Here is a 23,896-nt window from a genome sequence, read left to right as displayed (position 1 = left end):
ACGGAGGTTATTCGGTGCCGTACCCCACTGATCGAGAGCGCGACCGGCCGTGGGTCATGCGCACCTACGCCGGACACTCCTCCGCGGCCAAGTCCAACGAGCTGTACCGCAGAAACCTCGCCAAGGGCCAGACCGGGCTGTCGGTCGCCTTCGACCTGCCCACGCAGACCGGGTACGACCCCGACCATGAGCTGGCCAGGGGCGAGGTGGGCAAGGTCGGTGTGCCGGTCAGCCACATCGGCGACATGCGCACCCTGTTCGACCAGATCCCGCTCGGCGAGGCCAACACCTCGATGACGATCAACGCGACGGCCATGTGGCTGCTGTCGCTGTACGTCTCGGTGGCCCAGGAGCAGGCCGAGGCCGAGGGCCGCGACTGGCACGAGGTCGTCGCCAAGCTCGCGGGCACCACGCAGAACGACATCATCAAGGAATACCTCTCCCGGGGGACCTACGTGTTCCCGCCCGGGCCCAGCCTGCGGCTGATCACCGACATGGTGGCCTTCACCGTCGCCAACGTGCCGAAGTGGAACCCGATCAACATCTGCAGCTACCACCTGCAGGAGGTCGGCGCGACCCCGGTGCAGGAGGTGGCGTACTCGATGTGCACCGCGATCGCGGTGCTCGACGCGGTCCGCGATTCCGGGCAGCTTCCCGAGGACAAGTTCGGCGATGTGGTGGCCCGCATCTCCTTCTTCGTCAACGCGGGTGTGCGGTTTGTCGAAGAGATGTGCAAGATGCGCGCCTTCACCGAGCTGTGGGACGAGATCTGCCGCGACCGCTACGGCATCGCCGACCCCAAACAGCGCCGGTTCCGCTACGGCGTGCAGGTCAACTCCCTCGGCCTGACCGAGGCGCAGCCGGAGAACAACGTCCAGCGCATCGTGCTGGAGATGCTGGCCGTGTCGCTGTCCCGCAAGGCCCGCGCCCGCGCGATCCAGCTGCCCGCGTGGAACGAGGCGCTTGGCCTGCCCCGGCCATGGGACCAGCAGTGGGCGCTGCGGATGCAGCAGGTGCTCGCCTACGAGACCGACCTGCTGGAGTACGAGGACCTGTTCGACGGCTCGCCGGTCATCCAGGCCAAGGTCAACGAGATCCTGGCAGGCGCGCGCGAGGAGATCGACCGCGTGCAGGCCATGGGCGGCGCGGTCGCGGCCGTGGAGAGCGGCTACATGAAGACCCAGATGGTCGGCTCCCTCGCCGAGCGCCGCAGGCGCATCGAGGCGGGCGAGGAGACCATCGTCGGGGTCAACAAGTTCGACACCACCGAGCCCAGCCCGCTGCAGGCCGAGGGCGCCAAGGCCATCGAGACCGTCGACCCGGTCGCCGAGCGCGAGGCCGTCGAGGCGATCGCCCGCTGGCGCGCCGACCGGGACGCCGACGCGGTCGAGGAGACGCTGCGCGCCCTGCGTGACGCGGCCAAGACCGACGCCAACCTGATGGAGGCGACGCTGGCCTGCGCCCGCGCGGGTGTCACCACCGGCGAGTGGTCCGCGGCCCTGCGCGAGGTCTTCGGCGAGTACCGCGCCCCCACGGGTGTCTCCGGCGCGTCCGCGTCCGGCGAGGCGGGCGCTGAGCTGGCGAAGGTCCGCGAGCAGGTCAAGGCGACCGGTGAGGAACTGGGCGAGCGCCTGCGGATGCTGGTTGGCAAGCCCGGCCTGGACGGGCACTCCAACGGAGCCGAGCAGATCGCCGTGCGCGCCCGCGACACCGGGTTCGAGGTGGTTTACCAGGGCATCCGGTTGACCGCGGACCAGATCGTGGCCGCCGCGGTGCAGGAGGGCGTGCACGTGGTGGGGCTGTCGATCCTGTCCGGCTCGCACCTGGAGGCGGTGCCCGCGGTGGTCGAGGGCCTGCGCGCGGCCGGGGCAGGCGATGTCCCGGTCGTCGTCGGCGGCATCATCCCGCCGGACGACGCCAAGATCCTCATCGAGAACGGCGTGGCCCGGGTGTTCACGCCCAAGGACTACGAGATGACCGAGATCATGGCCGAGATCGTGCGCGTCATCCGCCAGGCGAACAAGCTGGCGTAGGGCGCGCGCCGCCGCCGGAGTGGACAGAGTGTCAAAGCACTGTGCACTGTCGGCCAAGGACTTCCCGGCGGCGGCTCGGCAGACTGGACGTGCCAGCCCGGGAAACCGGGCCGTCCGACCGGCTCATCCCGATGGCCGGTCGGACGCTCGCAACCGGCGGGTGTCGGTGGTCGTTTTCCCCAGCGGCCATCGACGCCCGCCGTCAATGTATCCGCGCCCGCCGTCGGTGTTTCCGCGCTGCCGTCGGCTTCCCGTGCTTGTCGTCGGTGTTCTCGCGCCCGTGGTCAGTTTCCCCGGGTTCCCCGCGTGCGCAGGTGGACGCGCTCGCCCTGGCGTCCGAACAGGATCAGCACCTCGACCGGGCCGTCGCCCGCGCTGCCCAGCCAGTGCGGCACGCGGGTGTCGAACTCGGCCGCTTCGCCGGGCGCCATGGTCAGGTCGTGCTGGCCGAGGATCAGCCGCAGCCGTCCGCTGAGGACGAAGAGCCACTCGTAGCCCTCGTGCGTGCGCAGATCGGGTGGGTCGTCCGTGGCAGGCATCAGGACCTTGAACGCCCGCGGCTGGCCCGGCGCCGCGGTGAGCGGCCAGTACGTGCGCCCGTCTGCCGTCTTCGGGGCGGCGCGCACCCGCGGGTCCGGTGTGGTGCCCAGGCCGACCAGTTCGTCCAGGTCGGCCCCGTGCGCGCGGGCGATCGGCAGCAGCAACTCCAGTGTCGCCTTCCGGTTGCCCGACTCCAGCCGCGACAGGGTGCTGACCGAGATCCCGGTCTCGGCGGCCAACGCGGCCAGGGTCGTGCCGCGCTCCTGCCGGACCGCTTTGAGCCGTGCGCCGATCCCGGCGAGAACCTGGCTGACATCCATGCGCCCAGCTTGCCATAACGGCAAGAGATTTGGCATTCCGGCACGGATGAGCGGACCGTCGGGGCCATGACGGATTCCAAAGTGTTCGACGTGGTGATCGTGGGCGGCGGGCCCGCCGGGCTGAACGCGGCCCTGGTGCTGGGCCGGGCCCGCAGAACGGTGGCGGTTGTGGACGCGGGCGAGCCCCGCAACGCCCCGGCGACGGCAGCGCACGGCTTCCTGACCCGCGACGGCGCCCCGCCCGCCGACCTGCTCGCGATCGGGCGGGCGGAGGTGGCCGGGTACGGGGTGGAGCTGATCGACGGCGCGGTCACCTCGGTCGCGCCGGGCTTCCGCGTGCGCGTCGGCGACCGGGACCTGCGGGCCCGGCGGCTGCTGGTCACGACCGGGCTGGTGGACGAGCTACCGGACCTGCCCGGGGTGCGCGAGGGCTGGGGGCGGTATGTGGCGCACTGCCCGTACTGCCACGGCTACGAGGTCCGCGACCAGGCTCTGGGCGTGCTCGCGAACGTCCACCTGGCCCTGCTGATCCGGCAGTGGTCGGCGGACGTCGTGCTCTTCGCCAATGAGATGCCGGTGCCTGCGGACGACCGGCGACGGCTCGCGGCCCGCGGTGTCGACGTGGTCGACGGGCGGGTGGCCGCCGTCGGGCCGCGGGGCGTGTCGTTGGCCGACGGCCGGGTCGTCGAGCGGGCGGCGGTGTTCGTCGGGCCGCGGTTCGTCGGCCGGTCCGGGCTGCTGCTCGATCTCGGCTGCGCGCAGACCCCGGAAGGCTGGGTCGCCGTCGACGCCGTCGGGCTGACAAGCGTCCCCGGTGTCTACGCGGCGGGCAACGTCGTGGACCCCTTCGCGCAGGTCGTCACGGCCGCTGGCGCGGGCGCCCGGGCGGCGATCGCGATCAACAACGACCTGGTGACCGAGGAAGTCGAGCGCGCTACCGTCGAGAGATGGCCGACTACCAGCACATCTTGGTCTCCCGGGAGAACAGCGTCGTCCGGATCACGATGAACCGGCCCGCGCGGCGGAACTCGCTGTCGTACGACCATCTCACGGAACTGCTGGCCGCGTTCCGCTCGGCCGGGGAGTCTGACGCCACCGGGATCGTGTTGGCGGGGGAGGGGCCGGTGTTCTGCGCAGGCCACGACTTCGGTGACGTGGCCGCGCGGGATCTGGGCGGGGTGCGGGAGCTGGTGCTGCTGTGCACGGAGTTGATGCGGACCATCGAAGCGGTGCCGCAGGTGGTGGTGGCTCGGGTGCATGGGCTGGCCACGGCGGCGGGGTGCCAGTTGGTCGCGTCTTGCGATCTGGCGGTGGCTTCGGAATCGGCCGGGTTCGCGTTGCCGGGGGGCGCGGGCGGGTGGTTCTGCCACACGCCCGCGGTGCCGGTGGCGCGGTCGGTTGGGCGGAAACGGTTGATGGAGCTCGCGTTGACCGGGGATGTGATCACCGCTGTCACCGCGGAGCGGTGGGGGCTGGTGAATCAGGTCGTGGCTGATGAGTCGTTGGATGCCGCGGTGGCCGAGCTGGTGCGGCGGGCGACGCGGGGGAGTGCGGTGTCCAAGGGGTGGGGGAAGCGGACGATTTACGCGCAGCTGGATCGGCCTGAGGGGGATGCTTATGCGGTCGCGGTTGAGGTGATGGCCGCGGCTTCCCAGCTGGCTGGGGCTCGGGAGGGGATGGCCGCGTTTCTGGAGAAGCGGGCGGCTGTGTGGCCTGATTGATCGTGGGCTTCCACCCCCAAGGAAACCACTCCACCCCATCGAGCACCTGGCAGGGTCAGGCTTCGTTGGCAGGAGGGCGGGTGTCCTGTCCCGCTCCCGCCGAGCATCTGGCAGCTTTCGGTGCGGTTGCAGGGTGAGTGTGTTGTCCTGCCCGCTCCCACTGGGCATTTGGGGCTTGGTCTGCCGACTGGTCTTCGGGGATTGGTTCAGGCGTCTGCTTTTTGGGGTCGAACAGTGTCCATAGTGGACCCACTGCGAACCAGATGGCGGTTATGGTGGCCAGCCTGGGGATCCAGGAGGACCACAGGACCTCGGTGCGGTCGGGGGTGCCCACTACGAAGGACAGCAGGGCCAGTACCGCGACGCCGATGGAGCAGGCCACGAGGCACTTGGCCCATTCTCGCCATTCGTGGCGCTGGCGTTCTGGGCCTCGTTTGGGTGGGCGCTGGGGTGGGGGGCCGCCCGCGAAGCGGTGGGCTGCGCGTTGGTCTGCCCAGCGGATGATGCTGTGACCAAAAGCGACGCTGAAACCCAGGTAGGCCGCGCCCAGGGCGTGGGCGGTGGTGGCGTGGCCGCCGTTGCCGATGTCGATGACGGCCGCTGTCAGCAGCACCACGTCCAGGGCCGGGGTGGCCACCAGCAGTGCGACGCTGGTTCTGCGCCAGCGCAGCAGGTAGCGGGCCAGCAGGCCCGCGCCGAGCAGGACCCAGAAGCCGACCTCGCAGGCGGCGATCAGGGCGACCATCGGGTTTTCGGTGATCCAGTCGAAGAAGTTCCCCACGGGGCCGAGTGTGGTGGGGGTGGGTGGGGGTGCGCGTCGGCGTGGTGGTGGGGGGTGGGTCATCACTTTGGGGGACCCGGGGGACCGTTTTCCGGATGACGACGGGGGTGGGTGGCTGTGTTGTGATGGGGTGGTGCGTGTGACGTGGCGGCGGCCGTGGCGCAGTCCGGTGTGGCACGCGGTGCTCACCTTCGGGCTTGGCTGCGTGTTGTTCGCGGTGGATTTTCCGCTGGTGGGGCACGGGGGGCTGCTTCCGGGGCCGGACTGGGCGCGGGTGCTGGTGCTCGGCGGGATGAGCCTGCTGCAACTCGGGCGGGAGCGGGCGGCGGTGCCCGCGTTGGTGGCGGCGCTGCCGCTGTGGGCGGTCGACGCGGCGATGGGGGTGTCGCTGCCCGTCTTGCTCGTGGCGGGGGACCAGCTCTACGCGGCGGTGCTCAACGGGTCTCGGCGCAGCAGTCAGGTGCTTGTCGTCCTCGCCGGGGTGTTCATGGTGGGGACGCTCGTCGCGGCGTTGGTTCTCGCGGACGACCTGCGGACGTCGTTGCTGATATTTCTTGGGGTGTGCCCGCTGCCGTTGGTGCCGGTGTGGTGGGCGTTGAACGTCCGGCAGCAGCGGGAGATCGCCGAGGCCGAGCGGGCCAGGGCCGACCAGCTCGCCCGGATCGCCGAGCTGGACCGGGAGGCGGCCGTCAACGCGGAGCGGGCGAGCATGGCGCGGGACCTGCACGACGTCATCGCCGGGCATCTGTCGGCGATCGCCATCCAGTCCGAGGCCCTGCTGTCGTTGCAGGACGGCGACCCGGAGACGGTGCGGACGGTGCTTCGGTCGGTGCGGGAGAACAGTGTCGCCTCGCTCACCGAGATGCGGGCGATGATCGGGCTGCTGCGCGCGCAGGACGGCCACGACGAGCTGACCTCACCCGCCCGCCTGCGCGAACTCGACCGCCTGCTGCGGTCGGCGCGGGCGTCGGGGCTGCGGGTGCGCGCCGACACCGACGTGCCCGCCGACCTGCCCGCCGCTGTCGACCTGTCCGCCTACCGGATTCTTCAGGAAGCGCTCACCAACGCGGCCAAGCACGCCCCGGGCGCGGCCGCCGACGTGAGCGTGCGGCAGGCGGACCGGACGCTGGTGGTCCAAGTGGTCAATGACGGCGCGGGCGGCGCGCTCAACGCGTCCGGCACGGGGTTGATCACCATGACCGAGCGCGCGCAGGCGGTCGGGGGGGTGCTGCTCGCGGGTCCCTGCGAGCGGGGATGGCGCGTGCGCGCCGAGCTTCCGGTGGAGGGCGAGTGACGATCAGGGTGCTGGTGGCCGACGACCACGCGGCGATCCGGGCCGGGCTGAGCATGATCCTCGACGGCGCCGAGGACATCGAGGTGATCGCCGAGGCCGAGGACGGCGCCGCCGCCGTGCGCAAGGCCACCGCGCTGCGGCCCGACCTGGTGCTCATGGACGTCCGGATGCCCGACGTCGACGGCATCGAGGCCACCCGGCGGCTGGTGGCCGCGCGGGTGTGCCCGGTCCTGGTCCTGACCACCTTCGACATGGACTCCTACGTCTACGGCGCGCTCCGCGCAGGCGCGGCGGGCTTCCTGCTGAAGTCCGTCGACGCCCGTCGGCTCATCGAGTCGGTCCGCATCGTCGCGGCGGGCGACGCGGTCATCGAGCCCAGCGTCACCCGCCGCCTGATCAGCGCCTTCGCCGCGGCCGAGGCCAAGGCCGCGGTCCGCAACCCCGGCCTCGACCAGCTCACCGACCGGGAGACCGACGTGCTGGTGTGCGTCGGCGAGGGCCTGTCGAACCAGCAGATCGCCCGCAAGCTCGGCATCGGCGAGGCCACGGTCAAGACCCACGTGTCGCGGGTCCTGACCAAGCTCGACCTGCGCTCCCGCGTGCAGGCCGCGGTGCTGGCCCAGGAAGCGGGCCTGGTGGGCTGACCGCCGCGCTCACCACCTGCCCGGCGAGCCCGAGCCTGCGCGGCGGTCCGCGCGGCCGGTCACTGGTGGTGCTCGTGCAGCAGCAACTGGGTGTAGGCGGCGATGGACTGCGCGTCGGTGATCCGGCCGTCGCGGATCATCGCCTCGAACTCGGCGCGCGGGAACCAGCCCGCGCGCATGTCCTGCTCCTCCGTTTCCCGCTCGGCCACGCCCTCTTCCAGCCCCGTGGCGAGGTACACGTGCCCCCGCTGGCTCGTCATCCCCGGTGCCACATCCAGCGACCCGATGCGGACGATGCTCGCTGCGCGCAAACCGGTCTCCTCCCGCAACTCCCGCGCCGCGAGCTCGTCTGGGTCCACATCCGCCCGGTTCGGCGCCGTCCCCTGCGGGAACTCCCAGCGCCGCGCGCCCACCGGGTACCGGAACTGCTCCACCAGCATCAGCCGCTCCCCGTCGAGCGGGATGACCAGCGCGTAGTCAGGTTTGTCGATGACGCCGTAGATGCCCGCGCTGCCGTCGTGGCGGCGGACGGCGTCCTCGCGGACGGTCATCCACGCATTGGCATAGACCTGTGTCGAGTCGAGAGATTCCACGCCCCCGATCCTGCCCGCCCCCGCCCCGGACTAACCTGCCACCCGTGCGTCTTGTGATCGCTCGCTGCCAGGTCGACTACGCCGGACGGCTGACCGCCCACCTCCCGATGGCCAACCGGCTGCTGCTGGTCAAGGCCGACGGCTCGCTGTCGGTCCACTCCGACGACCGCGCCTACAAGCCGCTGAACTGGATGACGCCGCCCTGCTGGCTCATCGAGGAGCCCGGCATGTGGGTGGTGCAGAACAAGGCGGGCGAGAAGCTGGTCATCACCCTGGAGGAAATCCTCCACGACTCCAAGCACGAGCTGGGCGCGGAACCCGGCCTGGTCAAGGACGGCGTCGAGGCGCACCTGCAGGAGCTGCTGGCCGAGCACATCACCACCCTGGGCGAGGGCTACTCCCTGGTCCGCCGCGAGTTCCCCACCGCCATCGGCCCGGTCGACATCATGTGCCGCGACGCCGCGGGCGCCTCGGTGGCCGTGGAAATCAAGCGCCGCGGGGACATCGACGGCGTGGAACAGCTCACCAGATATCTGGAACTGCTCAACCGCGACCCGCTGCTGGCCCCGGTCCAGGGCGTCTTCGCCGCCCAGATCATCAAGCCGCAGGCGAAGGTCCTCGCCGAGGACCGCGGCATCCGCTGCGTCACCCTCGACTACGACTCCCTGCGCGGCATCGAGTCCGACGAGTTCCGCTTGTTCTGAACGCCCGGCGCGGCCGGGCGGGTCGTGCCTATCCTGGTGGTAGATCAGTTTCCGCTCACCCACCGGGAGGCGCCTCGTGCCGGACGTGATGGTGCCCGCGGGCAGGATTCACTACGAGGACACCGGGGGCGACGGTCCTGTCGTGGTGCTGTTGCACGGGCTCACCATGGACCACACCCTGTGGCGCAAGGTTCTGCCCGGCCTCACCGGCCTGCGCTGTGTCCTGCCGACGCTGCCGCTGGGCGGGCACCGGGTCCCGATGCGGCCCGACGCCGACCTCAGTCTCCCCGGGCAGGCCAAGATCGTCGCCGACTTTCTCGCCGCGTTGGATCTGCGGGAGGTGACGTTGGTCAGTTGCGACTGGGGTGGCGGCCAGCTGCTGGTGTCGGAGAACCTGGACGAGCGGGTCGGCAAGCTGGTGCTGGTCGCCTGCGAGGCGTTCGACAACTACCCGCCGAAGGGGGCGGCGCGGGTGGTGGCGAAGGCGGCGAAGGCGCCTGGCGCGCTCTCGCTGGCGTTGTTGCCGCTGCGGTCGCGGTTCCTGCGCAACCGGCCGCAGGCGTGGGGCGGGATGACCGTCCACGGCATCCCCGACGACGTTCTCGACCGCTGGCTCAACCCGTCGCTGACCAACCCGACCATTCGGCGTGACCTGCGCAAGTACGTCACGTCGGTGCCCGGCAAGCGCGTCCTGCTTGAGTGGGCCGAGCGCCAGAGCCGGTTCGACCGGCCGGTCCTCGTCGTCTGGGCTGGGCAGGACCGGCTGATGCCCCAGGAGCACGGCAGGCGCCTCGCCGAGCTGTTCCCGCGCGGGCGTCTGGTCGAGATCGCCGACAGCGGCACCCTGGTCCCGGAGGACCAGCCGGAGCAGCTCGCCGAGGCCATCCGCTCGTTCGTCACCGCGGGCGATCAGGACACGGTCCGCCGCTGACACCTGCCGGGCGAGGAGCCGCCGTTGGGGGCCGCTTCCACGATTCCGCCGACTCCCGAAGCCTTCCGGTCCGCGTGGCCGTGCCCGGCCGCGCGTCGATTGTCCGGAGCGCGAAGCGTCGGAGCTGACGTGTCGCCGTGCGGTGACCGCCGCGCGGGGCCATGCTGATCCCGATCACTGGTGAGGGAATGGGCGGGTGGACGTATGCACCTACTGGCCGAGGCCGACCTGCGGCTGGACGCGGCTCCCATCGATTACATCCTGCTGGGTGTCTACTTCGTGATGGTCCTGGGCATCGGGGCGCTCGCGCGGCGGTCGGTGTCGAGCAGCCTCGACTTCTTCCTCTCCGGCCGCTCGCTGCCCGCGTGGGTGACCGGCCTGGCGTTCATCTCCGCGAACCTCGGCGCCGTGGAGATCTTCGGCATGACGGCCAACGGCGCGCAGTACGGCATCCCGACGATGCACTACTACTGGATCGGCGCGATCCCGGCGATGGTGTTCCTCGGCCTGGTGATGATGCCGTTCTACTACGGCTCCAAGGTCCGCAGCGTCCCGGAGTTCCTGTTGCGCCGCTTCGGAAAGTTCGCGCACCTGGTCAACGGGCTCAGCTTCGCCACCGCCCAGGTGCTGATCGCGGGCGTCAACCTGTTCGCGCTCGCCACCGTGGTCAACCTGCTGCTCGGCTGGCCGCTGTGGCTGTCGGTCGTGGTCGCCGCCGCGATCGTGCTGGCCTACACGTCACTCGGCGGGCTTTCCGCGGCCGTCTACAACGAGGTCATGCAGTTCTTCGTGATCGTCGCGATGCTGCTGCCGCTCACCTTCGTCGGGCTGCACCGGGTCGGCGGGTGGGACGGGCTGGTGGACAAGATCCGCGCCGCCAGTCCCGCCACCGCGGCCGAGCAGCTGAACTCCTGGCCGGGCACCAACATCACCGGCATCGGCAGCGCGACGCTCTCGGTGCTGGGCATCGTGTTCGGGCTCGGTTTCGTGCTCTCGTTCGGCTACTGGACGACGAACTTCGCCGAGGTGCAGCGCGCGATGTCGGCCAAGAGCATGTCGGCCGCCCGGCGCACCCCGCTGATCGGCGCGTATCCCAAGACGTTCATCGCGCTGGTCATCATCATCCCGGGCATGATCGCCGCCGTGCTGTCGCCGGAACTGGCCGCGTACAAGGCATCCGGCGGCACGGCGGAGGGCGGCGTCACCTACAACAACGCGATCCTGCTGCTCATCCGCGACCTGCTGCCCAACGGGATGCTCGGCATCGCGATCACCGGGCTGCTGGCCGCGTTCATGGCGGGCATGGCCGCGAACGTCAGCTCCTTCAACACCGTGTTCACCTACGACCTGTGGCAGTCCTATGTGCGCAAGGACAAACCGGACGGCTACTACCTGCGCGTCGGCCGCATCGTCACCGTCCTGGGCTGCCTCGCCGCGATCGGGACCGCGTTCATCGCCGCCAGCTTCAACAACATCATGGACTACCTCCAGACCCTGTTCGGCTTCTTCAACGCGCCGCTGTTCGCCACGTTCATCCTCGGCATGTTCTGGAAGCGGATGACCCCGCTCGCGGGCGGCCTCGGGCTGATCGCGGGCACCGGGGCGGCGATCACGGTGGACGTGCTGAACCGCGCCGGTGTGCTGCACCTGGCCGGGCAGGGGGCGAGCTTCGTGGCGGCGAGCGCGGCGTTCGCGGTCGACATCGTGGTCAGCGTCGCGGTGTCGCTGGTGACCCGGCCCAAGCCCGCGGCCGAGCTGGTCGGGCTGGTGTGGTCACTGACCCCGCGCGACCAGCTCCGGCACGACGCGACCGGGGAGAACGCGGGCTGGTACCGCAAGCCCGGCGTGCTGGCGGCGGGCGTGCTCGCGCTGACCCTGGCGCTCAACATCATCTTCTGGTGAGGGAGGACGGCCATGACCGACCGCAAGCGCGCCGGACTGTTCGACCTGCGCGGCATCTTGGCCCTGCTGTTCGGCGTCTACGGCCTGGTGCTGACGGTGATGGGCATCGCGGCCACCTCCCAGGAGGACCTGGACAAGGCGGGCGGCATCAACGTCAACCTGTGGATGGGCGTCGCCATGCTCGTCGCGGCGGCGCTGTTCGCCCTGTGGGTCGTGCTGCGCCCGCTCACGGTGCCGGAGAAGGACGCCCAGGGGAAGGACGCCCAGGGAAAGGACGCCCAGGGAAAGGACGCAGTGGACACCCCGTGAGCTGCGGATTGGTGGGTTAGCCGCGCGGTCGCCCGACCGGGTGACTACGGTTTGGCCCGTGAGGGGCTCAACACGACTGGCCGCGGCGTGCCTGGCGGCGGTGACGCTCGCGGGCTGCGGCTCGGGCGTCGACCTGGCGAAGACCACCTACCAGCGCACGACCGTGCCCGCCACGGCCGACCTCGGCGGAACCGGCGACGGCCCGTCCGGCCCGTCGAAGACCTCGGGCGGCGACCCGTTCAAGGCCGAGAACCTGCGCAAGGTCAACCCGTGCGGGCTCATGGACACCGAGACGCTCACCGCGTTCGGCGAGCCCGCGAACAGCAGACTCCGCGACTACGTCCTGTGCTCCAACTACATGAAGGACACCGACGGCAAGGAGCTGAACTTCACCCTCACCCTCGGTGAGTTGGCCAGCGGCAGCCAGGCCAAGACCACGAAGACCATCGGCGGCCTGGAGGCGAGCGAGTCCGAGTTGAACGACAAGACCGCCTGCTTCGTCACCGCCATCACCGAGCGCGACCCCGCGCGCGGCATCACCGTGCAGACCGGCGGCGACGGCCCGGGCGACCTGTGCACCCCGGGCCGCAAGCTGCTGGAGACCGTGGTCAACCGCATCCGCGACGACGCCCCGCTGCTCGAACTGGCCAAGGGCACCCTGGTCGATCTGGAGCCGTGCACGCTGGTCCCCGAATCCGCGCTCACACCGGTGATCGACGACGGCGCGAAACCGCGGCCGAGCGGTCTGCACACGTGCGACTGGAACGCGGCCGGGAACTCCTTCTCGATCACCTTCAAGATCGGCACCAAGCCCGACGACCTCGCCGAGGCGGCCGAGACCACCCCGGTCAACCTGGGCGGCGGCGTGACCGCGCAGCAGAAGCACGAGACCAACTCGGGAGTGCGGTGCAGGCTGGAGTGGGCGCACGTGCCGTACCCGGCGGACTCCGAGATCGCCGAGGTCGTCAGCATCGACTACAGCCGCTACGAGCCCCAGCCGGACGAGGACGCCTGCGCGAAGACCCAGGCCGTGGCCAAGGCGCTCATCCCGAGGCTGCCTTCCCGCTAGCCAGGGCGGCCTGCCGGGTGTAGGAACGAGAGCGGTTCCGCCTGGTCGGGAGGCCCGATGAAGAAGATCGTGAACGACCCCGCCGACGTGGTCGCCGACGCGCTGCGCGGCCTGGCCGCAGCGCATCCCGGCCTGCTGCGGGTCACCGAGGACCCGGCCGTGGTGGCCCGGGCGGACGCCCCGGTGCGCGGCAAGGTCGCGGTGGTCTCCGGGGGCGGCTCCGGCCACGAGCCGCTGCACACCGGCTTCGTCGGCCCAGGGATGCTCGACGCGGCCTGCCCCGGGGCGGTCTTCACCTCGCCGACCCCCGACCAGGTTCAGGCCGCTGTGTCGCAAGTGGACGGTGGTGCCGGGATTCTGTTGGTGGTCAAGAACTACACCGGTGATGTCCTCAACTTCGAGACCGCCGCCGAACTGCTCGCCGCCGACGGCGTCGACGTGCGCACGGTGGTGATCGATGACGACGTGGCCGTGCAGGACTCCCTGTACACCGCGGGCCGCCGCGGCGTCGGCGGCACGGTGCCGCTGGAGAAGATCGTCGGCGCCGCCGCGGAAGCGGGCGCCGACCTCGACACCTGCGAACGCCTGGCAGGCACGGTGATCGCGAACACCCGGTCGATGGGCATGGCACTCACGGCCCCGACCGTGCCACACGTCGGGGAGCCCAGCTTCACCCTCGCCGGGGACGAGATGGAAGTCGGCATCGGCATCCACGGCGAACCCGGCAGGCGCCGCGCAGCGTTGGCGGACGCCAACGGCATCGTCACCGCCCTGCTCGACCCGATCCTGTCCGACCTGCCGTTCACCGAGGGCGACCGCGTTCTGCTGTTCACCAACTCGATGGGCGGCACCCCGCTGCTGGAGCTGTACCTGGCCCACGGCATCGCGGAAAGACGGCTGGCCGAGCGCGGAATCGCGGTGGAGCGCAGACTGGTCGGGCCGTTCATCACGAGCCTGGAGATGCAGGGGATGAGCCTCACCATGCTGCGCCTCGACGACGAACTCCTGCGCTGGTGGGACGCCCCCGTCCACACCCCCGCCCTCCGCTGGGGCCTCTGATGCCCTGCGACGCGGCCGCGGTGGCCGCAGCCATCCGCGCGGCGGCCGCGGTGATCACCACTCACCGCGACGAACTGGTCCGCCTCGACCAGGCCATCGGCGACGCCGACCACGGCGAGAACCTCGAGCGCGGATTCGGTTTCGTAGTGTCCAGTTTGGACGGTGAAGTTCCCGATAACCCCGGCGCGGTGCTGAAACTGGTGGCGACGACCTTGATCTCCAAGGTCGGCGGCGCAGCCGGTCCCCTCTACGGCACGGCGTTCCTGCGCGCGGCCACCGCCCTCGGCGACGCCCCGGTGCTGACACCCGAATCGGTGGCCGCGGCCCTGCGAGCGGCAGTCGGCGGGGTGGTCGCCCGAGGCAAAGCGGAAGTCGGGGACAAGACGATGGTCGACGCCCTCACCCCCGCCGCCGACGCCGCCGAACAGACGGCCGCCGTCGCAGGAGAGTTGGCGGAGGTGCTGCGCGCCGCGGCTGACGCGGCCGAGGCCGGGGCGGAGTCCACCGTGCCCCTGATCGCGCGCAAAGGACGCGCCTCCTACCTGGGCGAACGCAGCGTCGGCCACCTGGACCCCGGCGCACGGTCGTCCGCCCTGCTCCTGCGCTCCTTCGCGGACTCGGCGGCGGGAGCGTGAGGCGCGTCGGGGTGGTCGTCGTCTCGCACAGCGGGCGGCTCGCCGAGGGCGTGGTGGAGTTGGCCCGGCAGATGGCGCCGGACGTGCCCCTCATCGCGGCAGGCGGTCTGGCGGGCGGACTGGGCACCGACTTCGACGCCGTGTCCGACGCGGTGGCCCAAGCCCAGTCCGGTGCGGGCGTGGTCCTGCTCTACGACCTCGGCAGCGCCAAAATGGTCGCCGACCTGGCCGTCGAGATGCTCGGCGACCCATCCGACGCGGTAGTGGTCGACGCCCCACTGGTGGAAGGGGCGGTCGCCGCAGCCGTGGCCGCCCAAGGCGGAGCCACCCTCGACGCCGTGCTGTCCGCCGCCGCGTCCGCCCTCACCGACCTCGCGTCCGACAAACCCGTCGACCCAGAAGACGGCCTGGAGATCGTCCTCACCAACGCCGTAGGCCTCCACGCCCGCCCCGCCGCCCTCCTGGCCAGCACCCTCACCGGCCTCGACGCCGAGGTGACCGTCTCCTTCAGCGGCCACTCCGCCAACGCCCGCAGCGTCCTGGCCCTCCTCTCCCTAGGCACGACCGGCGGCGACCAGGTGACCGTCACCGCCACCGGCCCCGACGCCACCGAGGCCCTACGCCGCATCGGCGACCTGGCCACCCACAACTTCGGCGACTGACCCCCACCTGCCACTCCCGGGTGAACGTGCCACCCATCACCCACTCAGCACCCCGCCCCGGCTTCATGATCGCGAGTTATCCACAGCCCCGGCGGCCCCTCTTCCCCGCGCTGACCTGCGACGATAGGATGGATCAGGGATGGTCCCCCAGGGAGGGTGGGCTTTGCGGTGGGGGCCGTGGGGCGGCGAAAACAGGCCGTTCGGGGGTCGGTTTGGGTGGGCGAAGGCACTTGGGCGCGCGGGCCAAGCCGCAGTCACACCCGCCCTCCTGCCAGGCCGCACCGGTGTTCGCCAACTGCTCAATGGGGCAGAGCAGCGCACCGGAGCATCTGCCAGCCGCGCCTAACCTGGGCCAAGGAACACACCCGTCCCCCGTAAAGCCGCACCGACTCTGCCAGGTGCTAGACGGGCCAGAGCAGCACTACTCGTCCCCCTGCCACTCCACTCCGTCGAGCAACCCACCCAACCCCGAAGCCTGCCCCCATCGAGCCAACCAACACAGCCAGGCCCAGTGGCAGGCCAGCGGCACCGAAGTACTCACCAGGGGCTAACCCCGGTAACCCCAACTTCACCGTGAACCGGTCCAGTGGTGCAGTTCACCTGGAGTTCGCCCAGGGGCATGGCAGTATCAGGCGATGATGTTACCGGCAGGTAGCGTCTTGGGTGCTGTCCAAAGTGACTGCGGAGGTAGCTGTGGCGCGTGAGTTCTCCACCGTTGGCGTTGTCGGGCTCGGGACGATGGGCGCGGGCATCGCCGAGGTACTGGCTCGCACTGGGGTGCGGGTCGTGGCGGTGGAGGTCGACGACGCTGCCGTCGCGCGGGGGCGGGGCCACATCGAGCACTCCACCGGGCGGGCGCTGGCCAAGGGCAAGCTGGACGAGGCCGCGCGCGCGGATCTGTTGGGGCGCATCAGCTACAGCACCGCGCTGGCCGACCTCGCCGACGCCGACCTGGTGATCGAGGCGGTTCCCGAGCAGCTTGAGCTCAAGGCCAAGGTGTTCGGTGAGCTGGACAAGATCGTGAAGCCGGAGGCCGTTCTGGCTTCCAACACCTCGTCGCTGTCGATCACCGAGATCAGTGTCCAGACTGGACGGCCGGGCAAGGTCGTGGGTCTGCACTTCTTCAACCCGGCCCCGGTTCTGAACCTGACCGAGGTCGTGCGCACGGTGATGACCGAGCCGGACGTGGTCGCCGATGTGGTCGAGTTCGCGCGGACGCTGGGCAAGGAGCCGGTCGTCATCGGCGACCGCGCCGGTTTCATCGCCAACGCGCTGCTGTTCGGCTACCTCAACCACGCCGTGTCGATGTACGAGGCCAAGTACGCCACCCGCGAGGACCTCGACGCCGCCATGCGCTACGGCTGCGGCTACCCGATGGGCCCGCTGGCGCTGCTCGACCTGATCGGGCTGGACACCGCGTACGAGATCCTCGACACCATGTACGCGCAGTCGCGCGACCGGCTGCACGCGCCCGCCCCGATCCTCAAGCAGATGATCACCGCGGGCCTGCTTGGCCGCAAGACCGGGCGCGGCTTCTACACCTACGACGGCCCGGGTTCGCCGACCGTCGTCGCCGACGAGCTGACCCCGGCCGCCGCGGGCGGCAGCGACGTCCCGGTGCGCGAGATCCAGCGGGTCGGCGTGGTCGGCACCGGCACGATGGCCACCGGCATCGTGGAGGTGTTCGCCCGCAAGGGATACGACGTCGTGCTGCGCGCCCGCAGCGCCGAGAAGGCGGAAGCCGCCGTCGGCAAGGTCCGCAAGTCCCTCGACCGCCAGGTCGCCAAGGGGCGTCTGTCCGAAGAGGACCGTGACGCTGTGCTCGCCCGCGTCGCGCCGGCGGTGGAGTTCGAGGAACTGGCCGACTGCGACTTGGTCATCGAGGCCGTCGCCGAGGAGCTGGCGATCAAGCAGGAGGTGTTCGGCGCCCTGGACAAGGCGGTGAAGCCGGGCGCGATCCTGGCCACCACCACCTCGTCGCTGCCGGTCATCGAGTGCGCCGCGGCCACCTCGCGCCCGGCGGACGTGGTGGGCCTGCACTTCTTCAACCCGGCCCCGATCATGAAGCTGGTCGAGATCGTGGAGACGATCTCCACCGGCGCGGACGTGGTGGCCACCGCCGACGCGATCTGCCGCAAAATCGGCAAGCAGCCGGTGCACTGCGGCGACCGGGCGGGCTTCATCGTCAACGCGCTGCTGTTCCCGTACCTCAACGACGCGGTCAAGATGCTGGAGGCGCACTACGCCGAGGCCGACGACATCGACGCCGCCATGAAGGTCGGCTGCGGCTTGCCGATGGGGCCGTTCGAGCTGCTCGACGTCGTGGGCCTGGACGTCTCGCTCGCCATCGAGCGCACCCTCTACAACGAGTTCCACGAGGCCGGTTTCGCGCCCGCCCCGCTGCTGGAGCACCTGGTCACCGCGGGCCGCCTCGGTCGCAAGACCGGCAAGGGCTTCCGCGACTACACCAAGAAGTAGCCTGGACACAGCGACGGCCCCCGCGTGAGTGCGGGGGCCGTTCGCTTTCCAGTGCTAGCCGCAGCAGCCGCCGCCGCAGCACCCGCCGCCACCGCCAGCGGGGGCGGCAGGCGCGCCCGCCTTGCCTGCCAGCCCGGCCATGGTGAGCAGCTTGACCGTGTCGTCGTGCCCCCGCGGGCACGGCGCGGGCGCGGACGACTCGCTCATCGGCCGGTTCACGTCGAAGGTCGATCCACACTCGCGGCAACGGAACTCATAGGTAGGCACGCACCTATTGTGCCTGCTCAGATTTGTGCCTGCTCAGATTCCATCTGGCAGCCGTGCGGGCGTCACGGGGTGACGGTCAGGCTGGGGTCGCGCTCGATCACGCCGTCCAGCACCGAGTCGATCTTCGCCAGCAGGTCCGCGTCCAGCTTGACGCCCGCGGCCTTCGCGTTCTCCCCGACCTGCTCGGGCCGCGACGCGCCGATGATCGCGGAGGCCACGTTCGGGTTCTGCAGCACCCACGCCACCGCGAGTTGCGCCAGCGACAGCCCGGCATCGTCGGCGAGCGGCTTGAGGTTCTGCACGGCGGTGAGCACGTCGTCGCGCAGCCAGTTGGCGATGAAGCCCTTGCCGCTGGCCTCGTCGGTCGCGCGGGACCCCGGCGGTGGCGTCGCCCCCGGCTGGTACTTGCCGGTCAGCACGCCCTGCGCGATCGGCGACCACACGATCTGCGAGATGCCCTCCCGCTCGGACGCGGGCACGACCTGCTCCTCGATGACCCGCCACAGCATCGAGTACTGCGGCTGGTTCGAGATCAGCGGCACGTTGAGCTCCCGCGCCAGCGCCGCGCCCCGGGTGATCTGCTCCGCGGTCCACTCCGAGACCCCGACGTAGAGGACCTTGCCCTGGCGCACCAGGTCGGCGAAGGCGAGGAAGGTCTCCTCAAGCGGCACCGTCCGGTCGAAGCGGTGCGCCTGGTAGAGGTCGACGTAGTCGGTGCCGAGCCGCTTGAGCGAGGCGTTGGCCGACTCCATGATGTGCTTGCGGCCCAGCCCGCGGTCGTTGGGCCCGCCGGGGCCGGTCGGCCAGAAGACCTTGGTGAAGATCTCCAGCCCCTCCCGGCGCTGGCCCTTGAGCGCGCGGCCGAGCACCGACTCGGCCTTGGTGTTCGCGTAGACGTCCGCGGTGTCGAACGTGGTGATGCCCGCGTCGAGGGCGGCGCGCACACAGGCGTGCGCGGCGTCCTCCTCGACCTGCGAGCCGTGGGTGATCCAGTTACCGTATGAGATCTCAGAGACGTTCAGGCCGCTGCGGCCAAGGCGACGAAACTCCATGACCGCAATCTACTTCGCCTTGCTAAGAACCGGCCACCTGTCTCAGACGGCTCTTCAGACGGTGTCGCCGGGGGACACGCGCGGCTTGGGCACGCGCAGTTTCCGCAGCTGGGTGGCGCGGACGAAGGCATACCAGCCCGTCGAGAAGCCGCGGATGTTCTCTTTGGGGAACTTCGCGCGCACCAGCTTGGCGATGCGGCGGCCGTTGAGGACGGCCTCGATCACCATCATGATCAGCATCAGCAGGCACGCCAGCGTCGCGTACTGCTGCACCGCCAGCGACGGCGCGAGCAGCGCGACGAACACCACGACGGCCAGCGGCATGAACAGGCCGAGCAGGTTGCGCTTGGCGTCCACGAGATCGCGGATGTAGGCCTTGACCGGGCCCCGGTCGCGCGGCATGAGGTAGCGGTCGTCGCCCTCGTTCATCCGCTTGCGCTGCTCGATGCGCTGCTCCCGGCGCTTGGCGGCGAGCGCCTTGCGCTCCTCCTTGCTGCCGCGCGCGCGGCGCATCGCCTCCCGGGTGGTCTTCGGCGGCGGCGGGACCGGCCCGCGCTTGCGGCCCTCTGCCTCGCGGCGCTTGGGCGTCGGCCTGCCCTTGCCCGGCGTGCGCGCCTTGTTCGTCTCGCCCACCGTCACGGCGGCCTCATCGACCTGCTCGGTGTCGGGGCTGTCGGCTGCGCTGCGGCGAAGGAACCTCACGTCGACAGGGTATGACAAGGCCCGCGCTCGCTACGCTGCGGCCGTGCGAGTCGTCATCGCGCCGGACTCGTTCGGCGGCACGCTGACCGCGGCGCAGGCCGCCGAGGCCATCGCGGCGGGCTGGGCCAGGGGCGCGCCAGCCGCCCGGCTCGTCCCCCGCCCCTTGGCCGACGGCGGCCCCGGCTTCGTCGACGTCCTGCACGCTGCCCTCGGCGGCGCCGTCCACCGGCGCACCGTCATCGGCCCCCTGGGCGACCCCGTCGAGGCGCGCTGGCTTTTCCACGACGGCACCGCGTATGTGGAGTCAGCCGAGGCCATCGGCCTGCACCTGGTCCCACCCGCCCGACGCCCCACGGCCTGCGAGACCGCGACCACCCACGGCGTCGGCGAGCTGATCGCCGCGGCCCGCGCGGCTGGCGCCCACACCGTCGTCGTCGGTCTCGGCGGCTCGGCCACGACCGACGGCGGCAAGGGCGCACTGGCCGCCTTGTCGGAGCGCGTGGGCGAGCCGCTGGACTTGCCCGGCGTCGCCGCCCTGTTCGGGCCGCGGCTGGTGGCGGCGGTCGATGTGGAGAACCCGCTGCTCGGCCCGCATGGCGCCGCGGTCACGTTCGGGCCGCAGAAGGGGGCCGACCCGGCCGCGGTCGAGCGGCTGGAGGCCCGGTTGGCGGCGTGGGCCGATGACGTCGCCAGCCGACTGGGGCGTGATCCGCGCGCCGAGCCGGGTGCGGGCGCGGCGGGCGGACTCGGGTTCGCCCTGCTCGCGCTGGGCGCCGAGGCGGTGTCCGGGGCGCGGCTGGTGCGCTCGGCGACCGGGCTCGACCAGGCCCTCGACCACGCCGACCTGGTGGTCACCGGCGAGGGAAGCTTCGACTGGCAGTCCCTGCGCGGCAAGCTGGTGACCGCCGTCGCCGCCGCGGCGGCCGAGCGGGGTGTGCCGTGCCTGGTGCTGGCCGGGCAGGTCGGCGTCGGGCGCAGGCAGGCCGCCGCGGCGGGGGTGGAGGCCGCGTACTCGGTGGCCGAGCACGCGGGCTCGGTGGCCGCGGCGCTCGCCGATCCGGCGGGCACCCTCGCCGACCTGGCCGAGCACGTCGCGCGGCAGTGGCTCTGAGTGAGCGCGTCGTGCCCGGTCAAGCCAGGAGACGGGCACGGTGCGTCGCACCGGGAACAGTTTCGGGCTCGATTGTGTCACCATGGAGAGAGCACGGAACAAAGTCCGCGCCCACACTGTTGTGCCGGGCGTACGCCCGAGTAGGACCTTCCCTAGGGAGAACGATGACGACCGCTCAGGAATCGAGCACCGAGGCCACGACCCACGGTGTGGAGCTGTCCGAAGCCGCAGCTGTCAAGGCCAAGGCTCTGCTCGACCAGGAGGGCCGCGACGACATGCACCTGCGCATCGCCGTCCAGCCCGGTGGCTGCGCAGGCCTGCGCTACCAGCTCTTCTTCGACGAGCGCACGCTCGACGGCGACCTGTTCCGCGACTTCGACGGCCTCAAGGTCGCCGTGGACCGGATGAGCGCCCCCTACGTCCAGGGCGCCGTGATCGACTTCGTCGACACCATCGAGAAGCAGGGCTTCACGATCGAGAACCCGAACGCGGGCGGCAGCTGCGCCTGCGGCGACTCGTTCCACTGATCCTCGGACGTCACCGGACGCCGAACAAGGGCCGCGATCACTCGATCGTGGCCCTTTCGGCGTTTCGGGACCGGGGTCAGACGTACTCGTCCAGGTCGGCGACCTGGGCGTGACAGGCTTCGTTGACCGTCCACGTCCCGACAGCGCGGGGCTGCTGCCGGGGCGCCGGGCCCGCCCTGAGAGCGGTGGGGATGGACGCGCAGTCCGCGATCAGCTCGGTCATGGTGTCTGGCTCTCGTGTGCTCATCCACCGCAGGGTAAGCCCAGTGGCGGACGGTTCCCAGGGCTACGGAACGGTAGTGTTCAAAGGTGATCTGAGACCACCCCCGCGGGTGGTTCGGCACCCATGATCGCCGCCCAGACCGAGTTCGACGCCGGAACCGCCGTCGACCCGCCTAGACAGGGAGGGCCCTCGTGCCCGTTGCCGTCACCGGAAGCATCGCCACCGATCACCTGATGCACTTCCCAGGAAGGTTCGCCGAGCAGCTTGTCGCCGAGCAGCTGCACCGGCTCTCGCTGAGCTTCCTGGTCGACGACCTGGTCGTCCGCCGCGGCGGCATCGGGGCCAACATCGCCTTCGGGCTCGGTGTGCTCGGTGTGTCGCCGGTCCTGGTCGGCGCGGTGGGCGCCGACTTCGCCGACTACCAGTCCTGGCTGGAGCGCCACGGCGTCGACTGCTCGGGCGTGCGGATCTCCGAGATCGCCCACACCGCCCGGTTCGTGTGCACCACCGACGACGACATGTGCCAGATCGCCTCGTTCTACGCGGGCGCCATGTCCGAGTCCCGGCTCATCGAGCTTTCCCCCATCGCCGAGCGCGTCGGCGGCCTCGACCTGGTCCTGATCAGCCCGGACGACCCCGAGGGGATGCTCAGGCACGCCGACGAGTGCCGCCAGCGCGGCTACCGCTTCGGCGTCGACCCGTCCCAGCAGATGGCCCGGATGCCCGGCGACCAGATCCAGGCGTTCATCACCGGCGCCGACTACCTGTTCACCAACGACTACGAGTGGGAACTGCTGCGCCAGAAGACCGGCTGGTCCGAGCGGGAGGTCATGGACCGCGTCGGCCTGCGCATCACCACCCTGGGCGAGAAGGGCGTCGAAATCGTCGCCAAGGACGGCTCCGTCCTGCACGTCAGCGCCGTCCCCGAGACCAGCAAGGCCGACCCGACCGGCGTCGGCGACGGCTTCCGGGCAGGGTTCCTCGCAGGCCTGACCCAGGGCCTGAGCCTGGAGCGGTCCGCCCAGCTTGGCTCCCTGGTCGCCGTCCTGGTCCTGGAGACCATCGGCACCCAGGAGTGGACCTTCCGCAAGGCCGAGGCCACCTCCCGGATCAGCGGCGCCTTCGGCCCGGACGCCGCCGCCGAGATCGAAGCCGTCCTGCCCGGCTGACCCACCGTCGAGGACGCGGGCCTTCGGACCTCCGAAGGCCCGCGTCCTTGTTTCCACGCGCCCGTGGGAAGCAGCCGATCCCGTGGGCTGCCCACCGAGCGGCGAGCGGCACCGCCGCGCTCATCGAACGTCCCTATTTCCCGCCCGCTCCGCCGTCCGCCGCCCCCGACGAAGTGCCCCCACGACGAAGCGCCCCACAACAAAGCCCACCCGCCCTGGGGGACCGTCCCTGATCCATCCTATCGGCGCAGGTCAGCGGGAGGAACAGGGTCGGCAGGCCGGTGGATCACCAATGGGTATGTGGACAACTGACGGCGGCGAAACTCACAGCGCGGTTAGAATGCGCGGCCCGTCTTCGGTGATCGCGACCGTGTGCTCGACGTGGGCGGCTCGGCTGCCGTCGGTGGTGCGCAGGGCCCAGCCGTCGCCGTCGACCGCGTAGTCGTCCTGGCCGCCCGCGTGCAGCATCGGCTCGATGGCGAGCACCATCCCCGGTCGCAGTCGCAGTCCGCGCCCCGGCCTGCCCTCGTTGGGCACGCCCGGGGGCTCGTGCATGGCGCGGCCGACCCCGTGGCCGCCGAAGTCGTCCTGCATCCCGTACCCGCCCGCGCGGACGACGCTGCCGACGGCGTGCCCGATGTCCCCGAGCCGCCCGCCCGGCACCGCGGCGGCGATACCCGCCGCCAGCGCCCGCTCCGCGGCCGAGATCATCGCCACATCCGCCGCCCGCGCCGCCCCGACCACGAACGACACCGCCGAGTCCCCGTGCCAGCCGTCGATGTTCGCCCCGAAGTCGATGCTGACCAGGTCCCCGTCGCGCAGCCTGGTGCGGTCCGGAATCCCGTGCACGATCACCCCGTTCACCGACGCGCAGATCACCGCGGGAAACGGCGTCGGAGCGAACCCTGGCAAGTAGTCCAGAAACGACGACTTGGCCTTGTGCGTGGCCAGCACGTCCCGCGCGATCTCGTCCAACTCCAGCAGGCGCACCCCCACCGCCGCCGCGTCCCGCACCGCCGCCAACGCGGTCGCCACAACCTGTCCCGCGGCCCGCATAGCGGCCAACTCGCCGGGTGTCTTCAACTCGATCATGCGGATAACTATACCGGTATTGTTGTACCGTTTCGCCCTGAGGGGCGGCCGCTGCCCGGGCTGCGGTCTCGGCGATCG

Annotated in this window: 25 protein-coding genes; 17 read left to right on the top strand and 8 right to left on the bottom strand. The window is 71.0% G+C overall.

Annotated features, from left to right (window positions below; all coding sequences use genetic code 11):
- The first annotated feature begins 14 nt into the window (after positions 1 to 14).
- Positions 15 to 2,033: a protein meaA gene (locus BLS56_RS07140; protein ID WP_091449119.1), complete on the top strand. Its 2,019-nt coding sequence runs from the start codon at positions 15 to 17 to the stop codon at positions 2,031 to 2,033.
- A 284-nt stretch (positions 2,034 to 2,317) separates the two neighbouring features.
- On the opposite strand, the gene BLS56_RS07135 is transcribed toward BLS56_RS07140, so the two are convergent.
- Positions 2,318 to 2,893 carry a helix-turn-helix domain-containing protein gene (locus tag BLS56_RS07135; protein ID WP_091449118.1) on the bottom strand — a complete coding sequence of 192 codons (576 nt, stop codon included), beginning with the start codon at positions 2,891 to 2,893 and terminating at the stop codon, positions 2,318 to 2,320.
- Between the two features lie 66 nt (positions 2,894 to 2,959).
- On the opposite strand from BLS56_RS07135, the gene BLS56_RS07130 reads away from it, so the two are divergent.
- Positions 2,960 to 3,901 carry an NAD(P)/FAD-dependent oxidoreductase gene (locus tag BLS56_RS07130; protein ID WP_091449117.1) on the top strand — a complete coding sequence of 314 codons (942 nt, stop codon included), beginning with the start codon at positions 2,960 to 2,962 and terminating at the stop codon, positions 3,899 to 3,901.
- Positions 3,841 to 4,614, top strand: a complete 774-nt coding sequence (locus tag BLS56_RS07125) for an enoyl-CoA hydratase-related protein (protein WP_091449116.1) — start codon at positions 3,841 to 3,843, stop codon at positions 4,612 to 4,614. Before BLS56_RS07130 ends, BLS56_RS07125 begins: the two co-directional genes overlap by 61 nt.
- 55 nt (positions 4,615 to 4,669) lie before the next feature.
- Here the strand turns inward: BLS56_RS07125 and BLS56_RS07120 are convergent, their stop codons facing one another.
- Complete coding sequence (locus BLS56_RS07120; RefSeq protein WP_324187502.1) at positions 4,670 to 5,359, bottom strand: hypothetical protein; 690 nt, start codon at positions 5,357 to 5,359, stop codon at positions 4,670 to 4,672.
- Positions 5,360 to 5,528: 169 nt separating this feature from the next.
- Between BLS56_RS07120 and BLS56_RS07115 the strand changes: the two genes are divergently transcribed.
- Together BLS56_RS07115 and BLS56_RS07110 are read left to right on the top strand one after the other, a co-directional pair.
- The gene (locus BLS56_RS07115) at positions 5,529 to 6,689 is read left to right on the top strand and encodes a sensor histidine kinase (RefSeq protein ID WP_139190547.1); all 1,161 of its coding nucleotides are present in this window, start codon (positions 5,529 to 5,531) and stop codon (positions 6,687 to 6,689) included.
- Positions 6,686 to 7,333: a response regulator gene (locus tag BLS56_RS07110; RefSeq protein ID WP_228771438.1), complete on the top strand. Its 648-nt coding sequence runs from the start codon at positions 6,686 to 6,688 to the stop codon at positions 7,331 to 7,333. The genes BLS56_RS07115 and BLS56_RS07110 overlap by 4 nt, the downstream gene beginning before the upstream one ends.
- A gap of 59 nt (positions 7,334 to 7,392) precedes the next feature.
- Here the strand turns inward: BLS56_RS07110 and BLS56_RS07105 are convergent, their stop codons facing one another.
- A complete protein-coding gene (locus BLS56_RS07105; RefSeq protein WP_091449113.1) occupies positions 7,393 to 7,884 on the bottom strand; it encodes an NUDIX domain-containing protein in 492 nt (163 codons plus the stop codon).
- 86 nt (positions 7,885 to 7,970) lie between these two features.
- Between BLS56_RS07105 and nucS the strand changes: the two genes are divergently transcribed.
- The 9 genes from nucS to BLS56_RS07060 all read left to right on the top strand — a co-directional run bounded on the left by nucS (position 7,971) and on the right by BLS56_RS07060 (position 17,675).
- Entirely contained in the window at positions 7,971 to 8,630 is a 660-nt protein-coding gene (gene nucS / locus BLS56_RS07100; protein WP_091449112.1) for an endonuclease NucS, read from the top strand.
- 76 nt (positions 8,631 to 8,706) lie between these two features.
- A complete protein-coding gene (locus BLS56_RS07095; RefSeq protein WP_091449111.1) occupies positions 8,707 to 9,561 on the top strand; it encodes an alpha/beta fold hydrolase in 855 nt (284 codons plus the stop codon).
- Positions 9,562 to 9,765: 204 nt separating this feature from the next.
- On the top strand, positions 9,766 to 11,463 hold the full coding sequence (locus BLS56_RS07090; protein WP_091449110.1) for a sodium:solute symporter family protein: 1,698 nt from the start codon (positions 9,766 to 9,768) through the stop codon (positions 11,461 to 11,463).
- 12 nt (positions 11,464 to 11,475) lie between these two features.
- The gene (locus BLS56_RS07085) at positions 11,476 to 11,772 is read left to right on the top strand and encodes a hypothetical protein (RefSeq protein WP_091449109.1); all 297 of its coding nucleotides are present in this window, start codon (positions 11,476 to 11,478) and stop codon (positions 11,770 to 11,772) included.
- Between the two features lie 58 nt (positions 11,773 to 11,830).
- Positions 11,831 to 12,841: a DUF3558 family protein gene (locus tag BLS56_RS07080; protein WP_139190546.1), complete on the top strand. Its 1,011-nt coding sequence runs from the start codon at positions 11,831 to 11,833 to the stop codon at positions 12,839 to 12,841.
- A gap of 57 nt (positions 12,842 to 12,898) precedes the next feature.
- Entirely contained in the window at positions 12,899 to 13,900 is a 1,002-nt protein-coding gene (dhaK, locus tag BLS56_RS07075; protein ID WP_091449107.1) for a dihydroxyacetone kinase subunit DhaK, read from the top strand.
- A complete protein-coding gene (gene dhaL, locus BLS56_RS07070; protein ID WP_091449106.1) occupies positions 13,900 to 14,535 on the top strand; it encodes a dihydroxyacetone kinase subunit DhaL in 636 nt (211 codons plus the stop codon). The genes dhaK and dhaL overlap by 1 nt, the downstream gene beginning before the upstream one ends.
- Positions 14,532 to 15,197: a dihydroxyacetone kinase phosphoryl donor subunit DhaM gene (gene dhaM, locus BLS56_RS07065; RefSeq protein ID WP_091449105.1), complete on the top strand. Its 666-nt coding sequence runs from the start codon at positions 14,532 to 14,534 to the stop codon at positions 15,195 to 15,197. Before dhaL ends, dhaM begins: the two co-directional genes overlap by 4 nt.
- Positions 15,198 to 15,890: 693 nt before the next feature.
- Positions 15,891 to 17,675: a 3-hydroxyacyl-CoA dehydrogenase family protein gene (locus BLS56_RS07060; protein WP_091449104.1), complete on the top strand. Its 1,785-nt coding sequence runs from the start codon at positions 15,891 to 15,893 to the stop codon at positions 17,673 to 17,675.
- 54 nt (positions 17,676 to 17,729) lie between these two features.
- Here BLS56_RS07060 and BLS56_RS07055 read toward each other — a convergent pair whose 3' ends face one another.
- The 3 genes from BLS56_RS07055 to BLS56_RS07045 all read right to left on the bottom strand — a co-directional run bounded on the left by BLS56_RS07055 (position 17,730) and on the right by BLS56_RS07045 (position 19,696).
- A complete protein-coding gene (locus BLS56_RS07055) occupies positions 17,730 to 17,942 on the bottom strand; it encodes an FmdB family zinc ribbon protein (RefSeq protein WP_091449103.1) in 213 nt (70 codons plus the stop codon).
- 62 nt (positions 17,943 to 18,004) lie between these two features.
- Positions 18,005 to 18,994, bottom strand: coding sequence for an aldo/keto reductase family protein (locus tag BLS56_RS07050; protein WP_091449102.1), 990 nt, complete (start codon positions 18,992 to 18,994; stop codon positions 18,005 to 18,007).
- 54 nt (positions 18,995 to 19,048) lie between these two features.
- On the bottom strand, positions 19,049 to 19,696 hold the full coding sequence (locus tag BLS56_RS07045) for a DUF3043 domain-containing protein (RefSeq protein WP_091449101.1): 648 nt from the start codon (positions 19,694 to 19,696) through the stop codon (positions 19,049 to 19,051).
- A gap of 43 nt (positions 19,697 to 19,739) precedes the next feature.
- Between BLS56_RS07045 and BLS56_RS07040 the strand changes: the two genes are divergently transcribed.
- Entirely contained in the window at positions 19,740 to 20,807 is a 1,068-nt protein-coding gene (locus BLS56_RS07040) for a glycerate kinase family protein (protein WP_091449100.1), read from the top strand.
- 164 nt (positions 20,808 to 20,971) lie between these two features.
- Complete coding sequence (locus tag BLS56_RS07035; protein WP_091449099.1) at positions 20,972 to 21,334, top strand: HesB/IscA family protein; 363 nt, start codon at positions 20,972 to 20,974, stop codon at positions 21,332 to 21,334.
- 76 nt (positions 21,335 to 21,410) lie between these two features.
- Here the strand turns inward: BLS56_RS07035 and BLS56_RS31300 are convergent, their stop codons facing one another.
- Positions 21,411 to 21,581 (bottom strand): hypothetical protein, encoded by a 171-nt coding sequence (locus BLS56_RS31300; protein ID WP_175482710.1) that lies wholly within the window; start codon positions 21,579 to 21,581, stop codon positions 21,411 to 21,413.
- A 209-nt stretch (positions 21,582 to 21,790) separates the two neighbouring features.
- Between BLS56_RS31300 and BLS56_RS07030 the strand changes: the two genes are divergently transcribed.
- A complete protein-coding gene (locus BLS56_RS07030) occupies positions 21,791 to 22,726 on the top strand; it encodes a carbohydrate kinase family protein (protein ID WP_091449295.1) in 936 nt (311 codons plus the stop codon).
- Between the two features lie 324 nt (positions 22,727 to 23,050).
- On the opposite strand, the gene map is transcribed toward BLS56_RS07030, so the two are convergent.
- Positions 23,051 to 23,818, bottom strand: coding sequence for a type I methionyl aminopeptidase (map, locus tag BLS56_RS07025; protein WP_091449098.1), 768 nt, complete (start codon positions 23,816 to 23,818; stop codon positions 23,051 to 23,053).
- Between the last annotated feature and the right edge of the window lie 78 nt (positions 23,819 to 23,896).

Origin of the sequence: Actinokineospora iranica (assembly GCF_900101685.1) — a bacterium.
GTDB lineage: Bacteria > Actinomycetota > Actinomycetes > Mycobacteriales > Pseudonocardiaceae > Actinokineospora > Actinokineospora iranica.
The sequence above is the reverse complement of the archived record's forward strand: the minus strand, read 5'-3'. Positions and strand labels throughout refer to the sequence as shown.

Excerpts from the sequence above, each read along its gene's own strand:
- BLS56_RS31300 (WP_175482710.1), bottom strand. The coding sequence starts at position 21,581 with ATGAGCACACGAGAGCCAGACACCATGACCGAGCTGATCGCGGACTGC.
- BLS56_RS07125 (WP_091449116.1), top strand. The coding sequence starts at position 3,841 with ATGGCCGACTACCAGCACATCTTGGTCTCCCGGGAGAACAGCGTCGTC.
- BLS56_RS07090 (WP_091449110.1), top strand. The coding sequence starts at position 9,766 with ATGCACCTACTGGCCGAGGCCGACCTGCGGCTGGACGCGGCTCCCATC.
- BLS56_RS07105 (WP_091449113.1), bottom strand. The coding sequence starts at position 7,884 with ATGACCGTCCGCGAGGACGCCGTCCGCCGCCACGACGGCAGCGCGGGC.
- dhaL (WP_091449106.1), top strand. The coding sequence starts at position 13,900 with ATGCCCTGCGACGCGGCCGCGGTGGCCGCAGCCATCCGCGCGGCGGCC.
- BLS56_RS07030 (WP_091449295.1), top strand. The coding sequence starts at position 21,791 with ATGCACTTCCCAGGAAGGTTCGCCGAGCAGCTTGTCGCCGAGCAGCTG.
- BLS56_RS07085 (WP_091449109.1), top strand. The coding sequence starts at position 11,476 with ATGACCGACCGCAAGCGCGCCGGACTGTTCGACCTGCGCGGCATCTTG.
- dhaK (WP_091449107.1), top strand. The coding sequence starts at position 12,899 with ATGAAGAAGATCGTGAACGACCCCGCCGACGTGGTCGCCGACGCGCTG.
- BLS56_RS07050 (WP_091449102.1), bottom strand. The coding sequence starts at position 18,994 with ATGGAGTTTCGTCGCCTTGGCCGCAGCGGCCTGAACGTCTCTGAGATC.
- BLS56_RS07130 (WP_091449117.1), top strand. The coding sequence starts at position 2,960 with ATGACGGATTCCAAAGTGTTCGACGTGGTGATCGTGGGCGGCGGGCCC.
- BLS56_RS07120 (WP_324187502.1), bottom strand. The coding sequence starts at position 5,359 with ATGGTCGCCCTGATCGCCGCCTGCGAGGTCGGCTTCTGGGTCCTGCTC.
- BLS56_RS07135 (WP_091449118.1), bottom strand. The coding sequence starts at position 2,893 with ATGGATGTCAGCCAGGTTCTCGCCGGGATCGGCGCACGGCTCAAAGCG.
- BLS56_RS07035 (WP_091449099.1), top strand. The coding sequence starts at position 20,972 with ATGACGACCGCTCAGGAATCGAGCACCGAGGCCACGACCCACGGTGTG.
- map (WP_091449098.1), bottom strand. The coding sequence starts at position 23,818 with ATGATCGAGTTGAAGACACCCGGCGAGTTGGCCGCTATGCGGGCCGCG.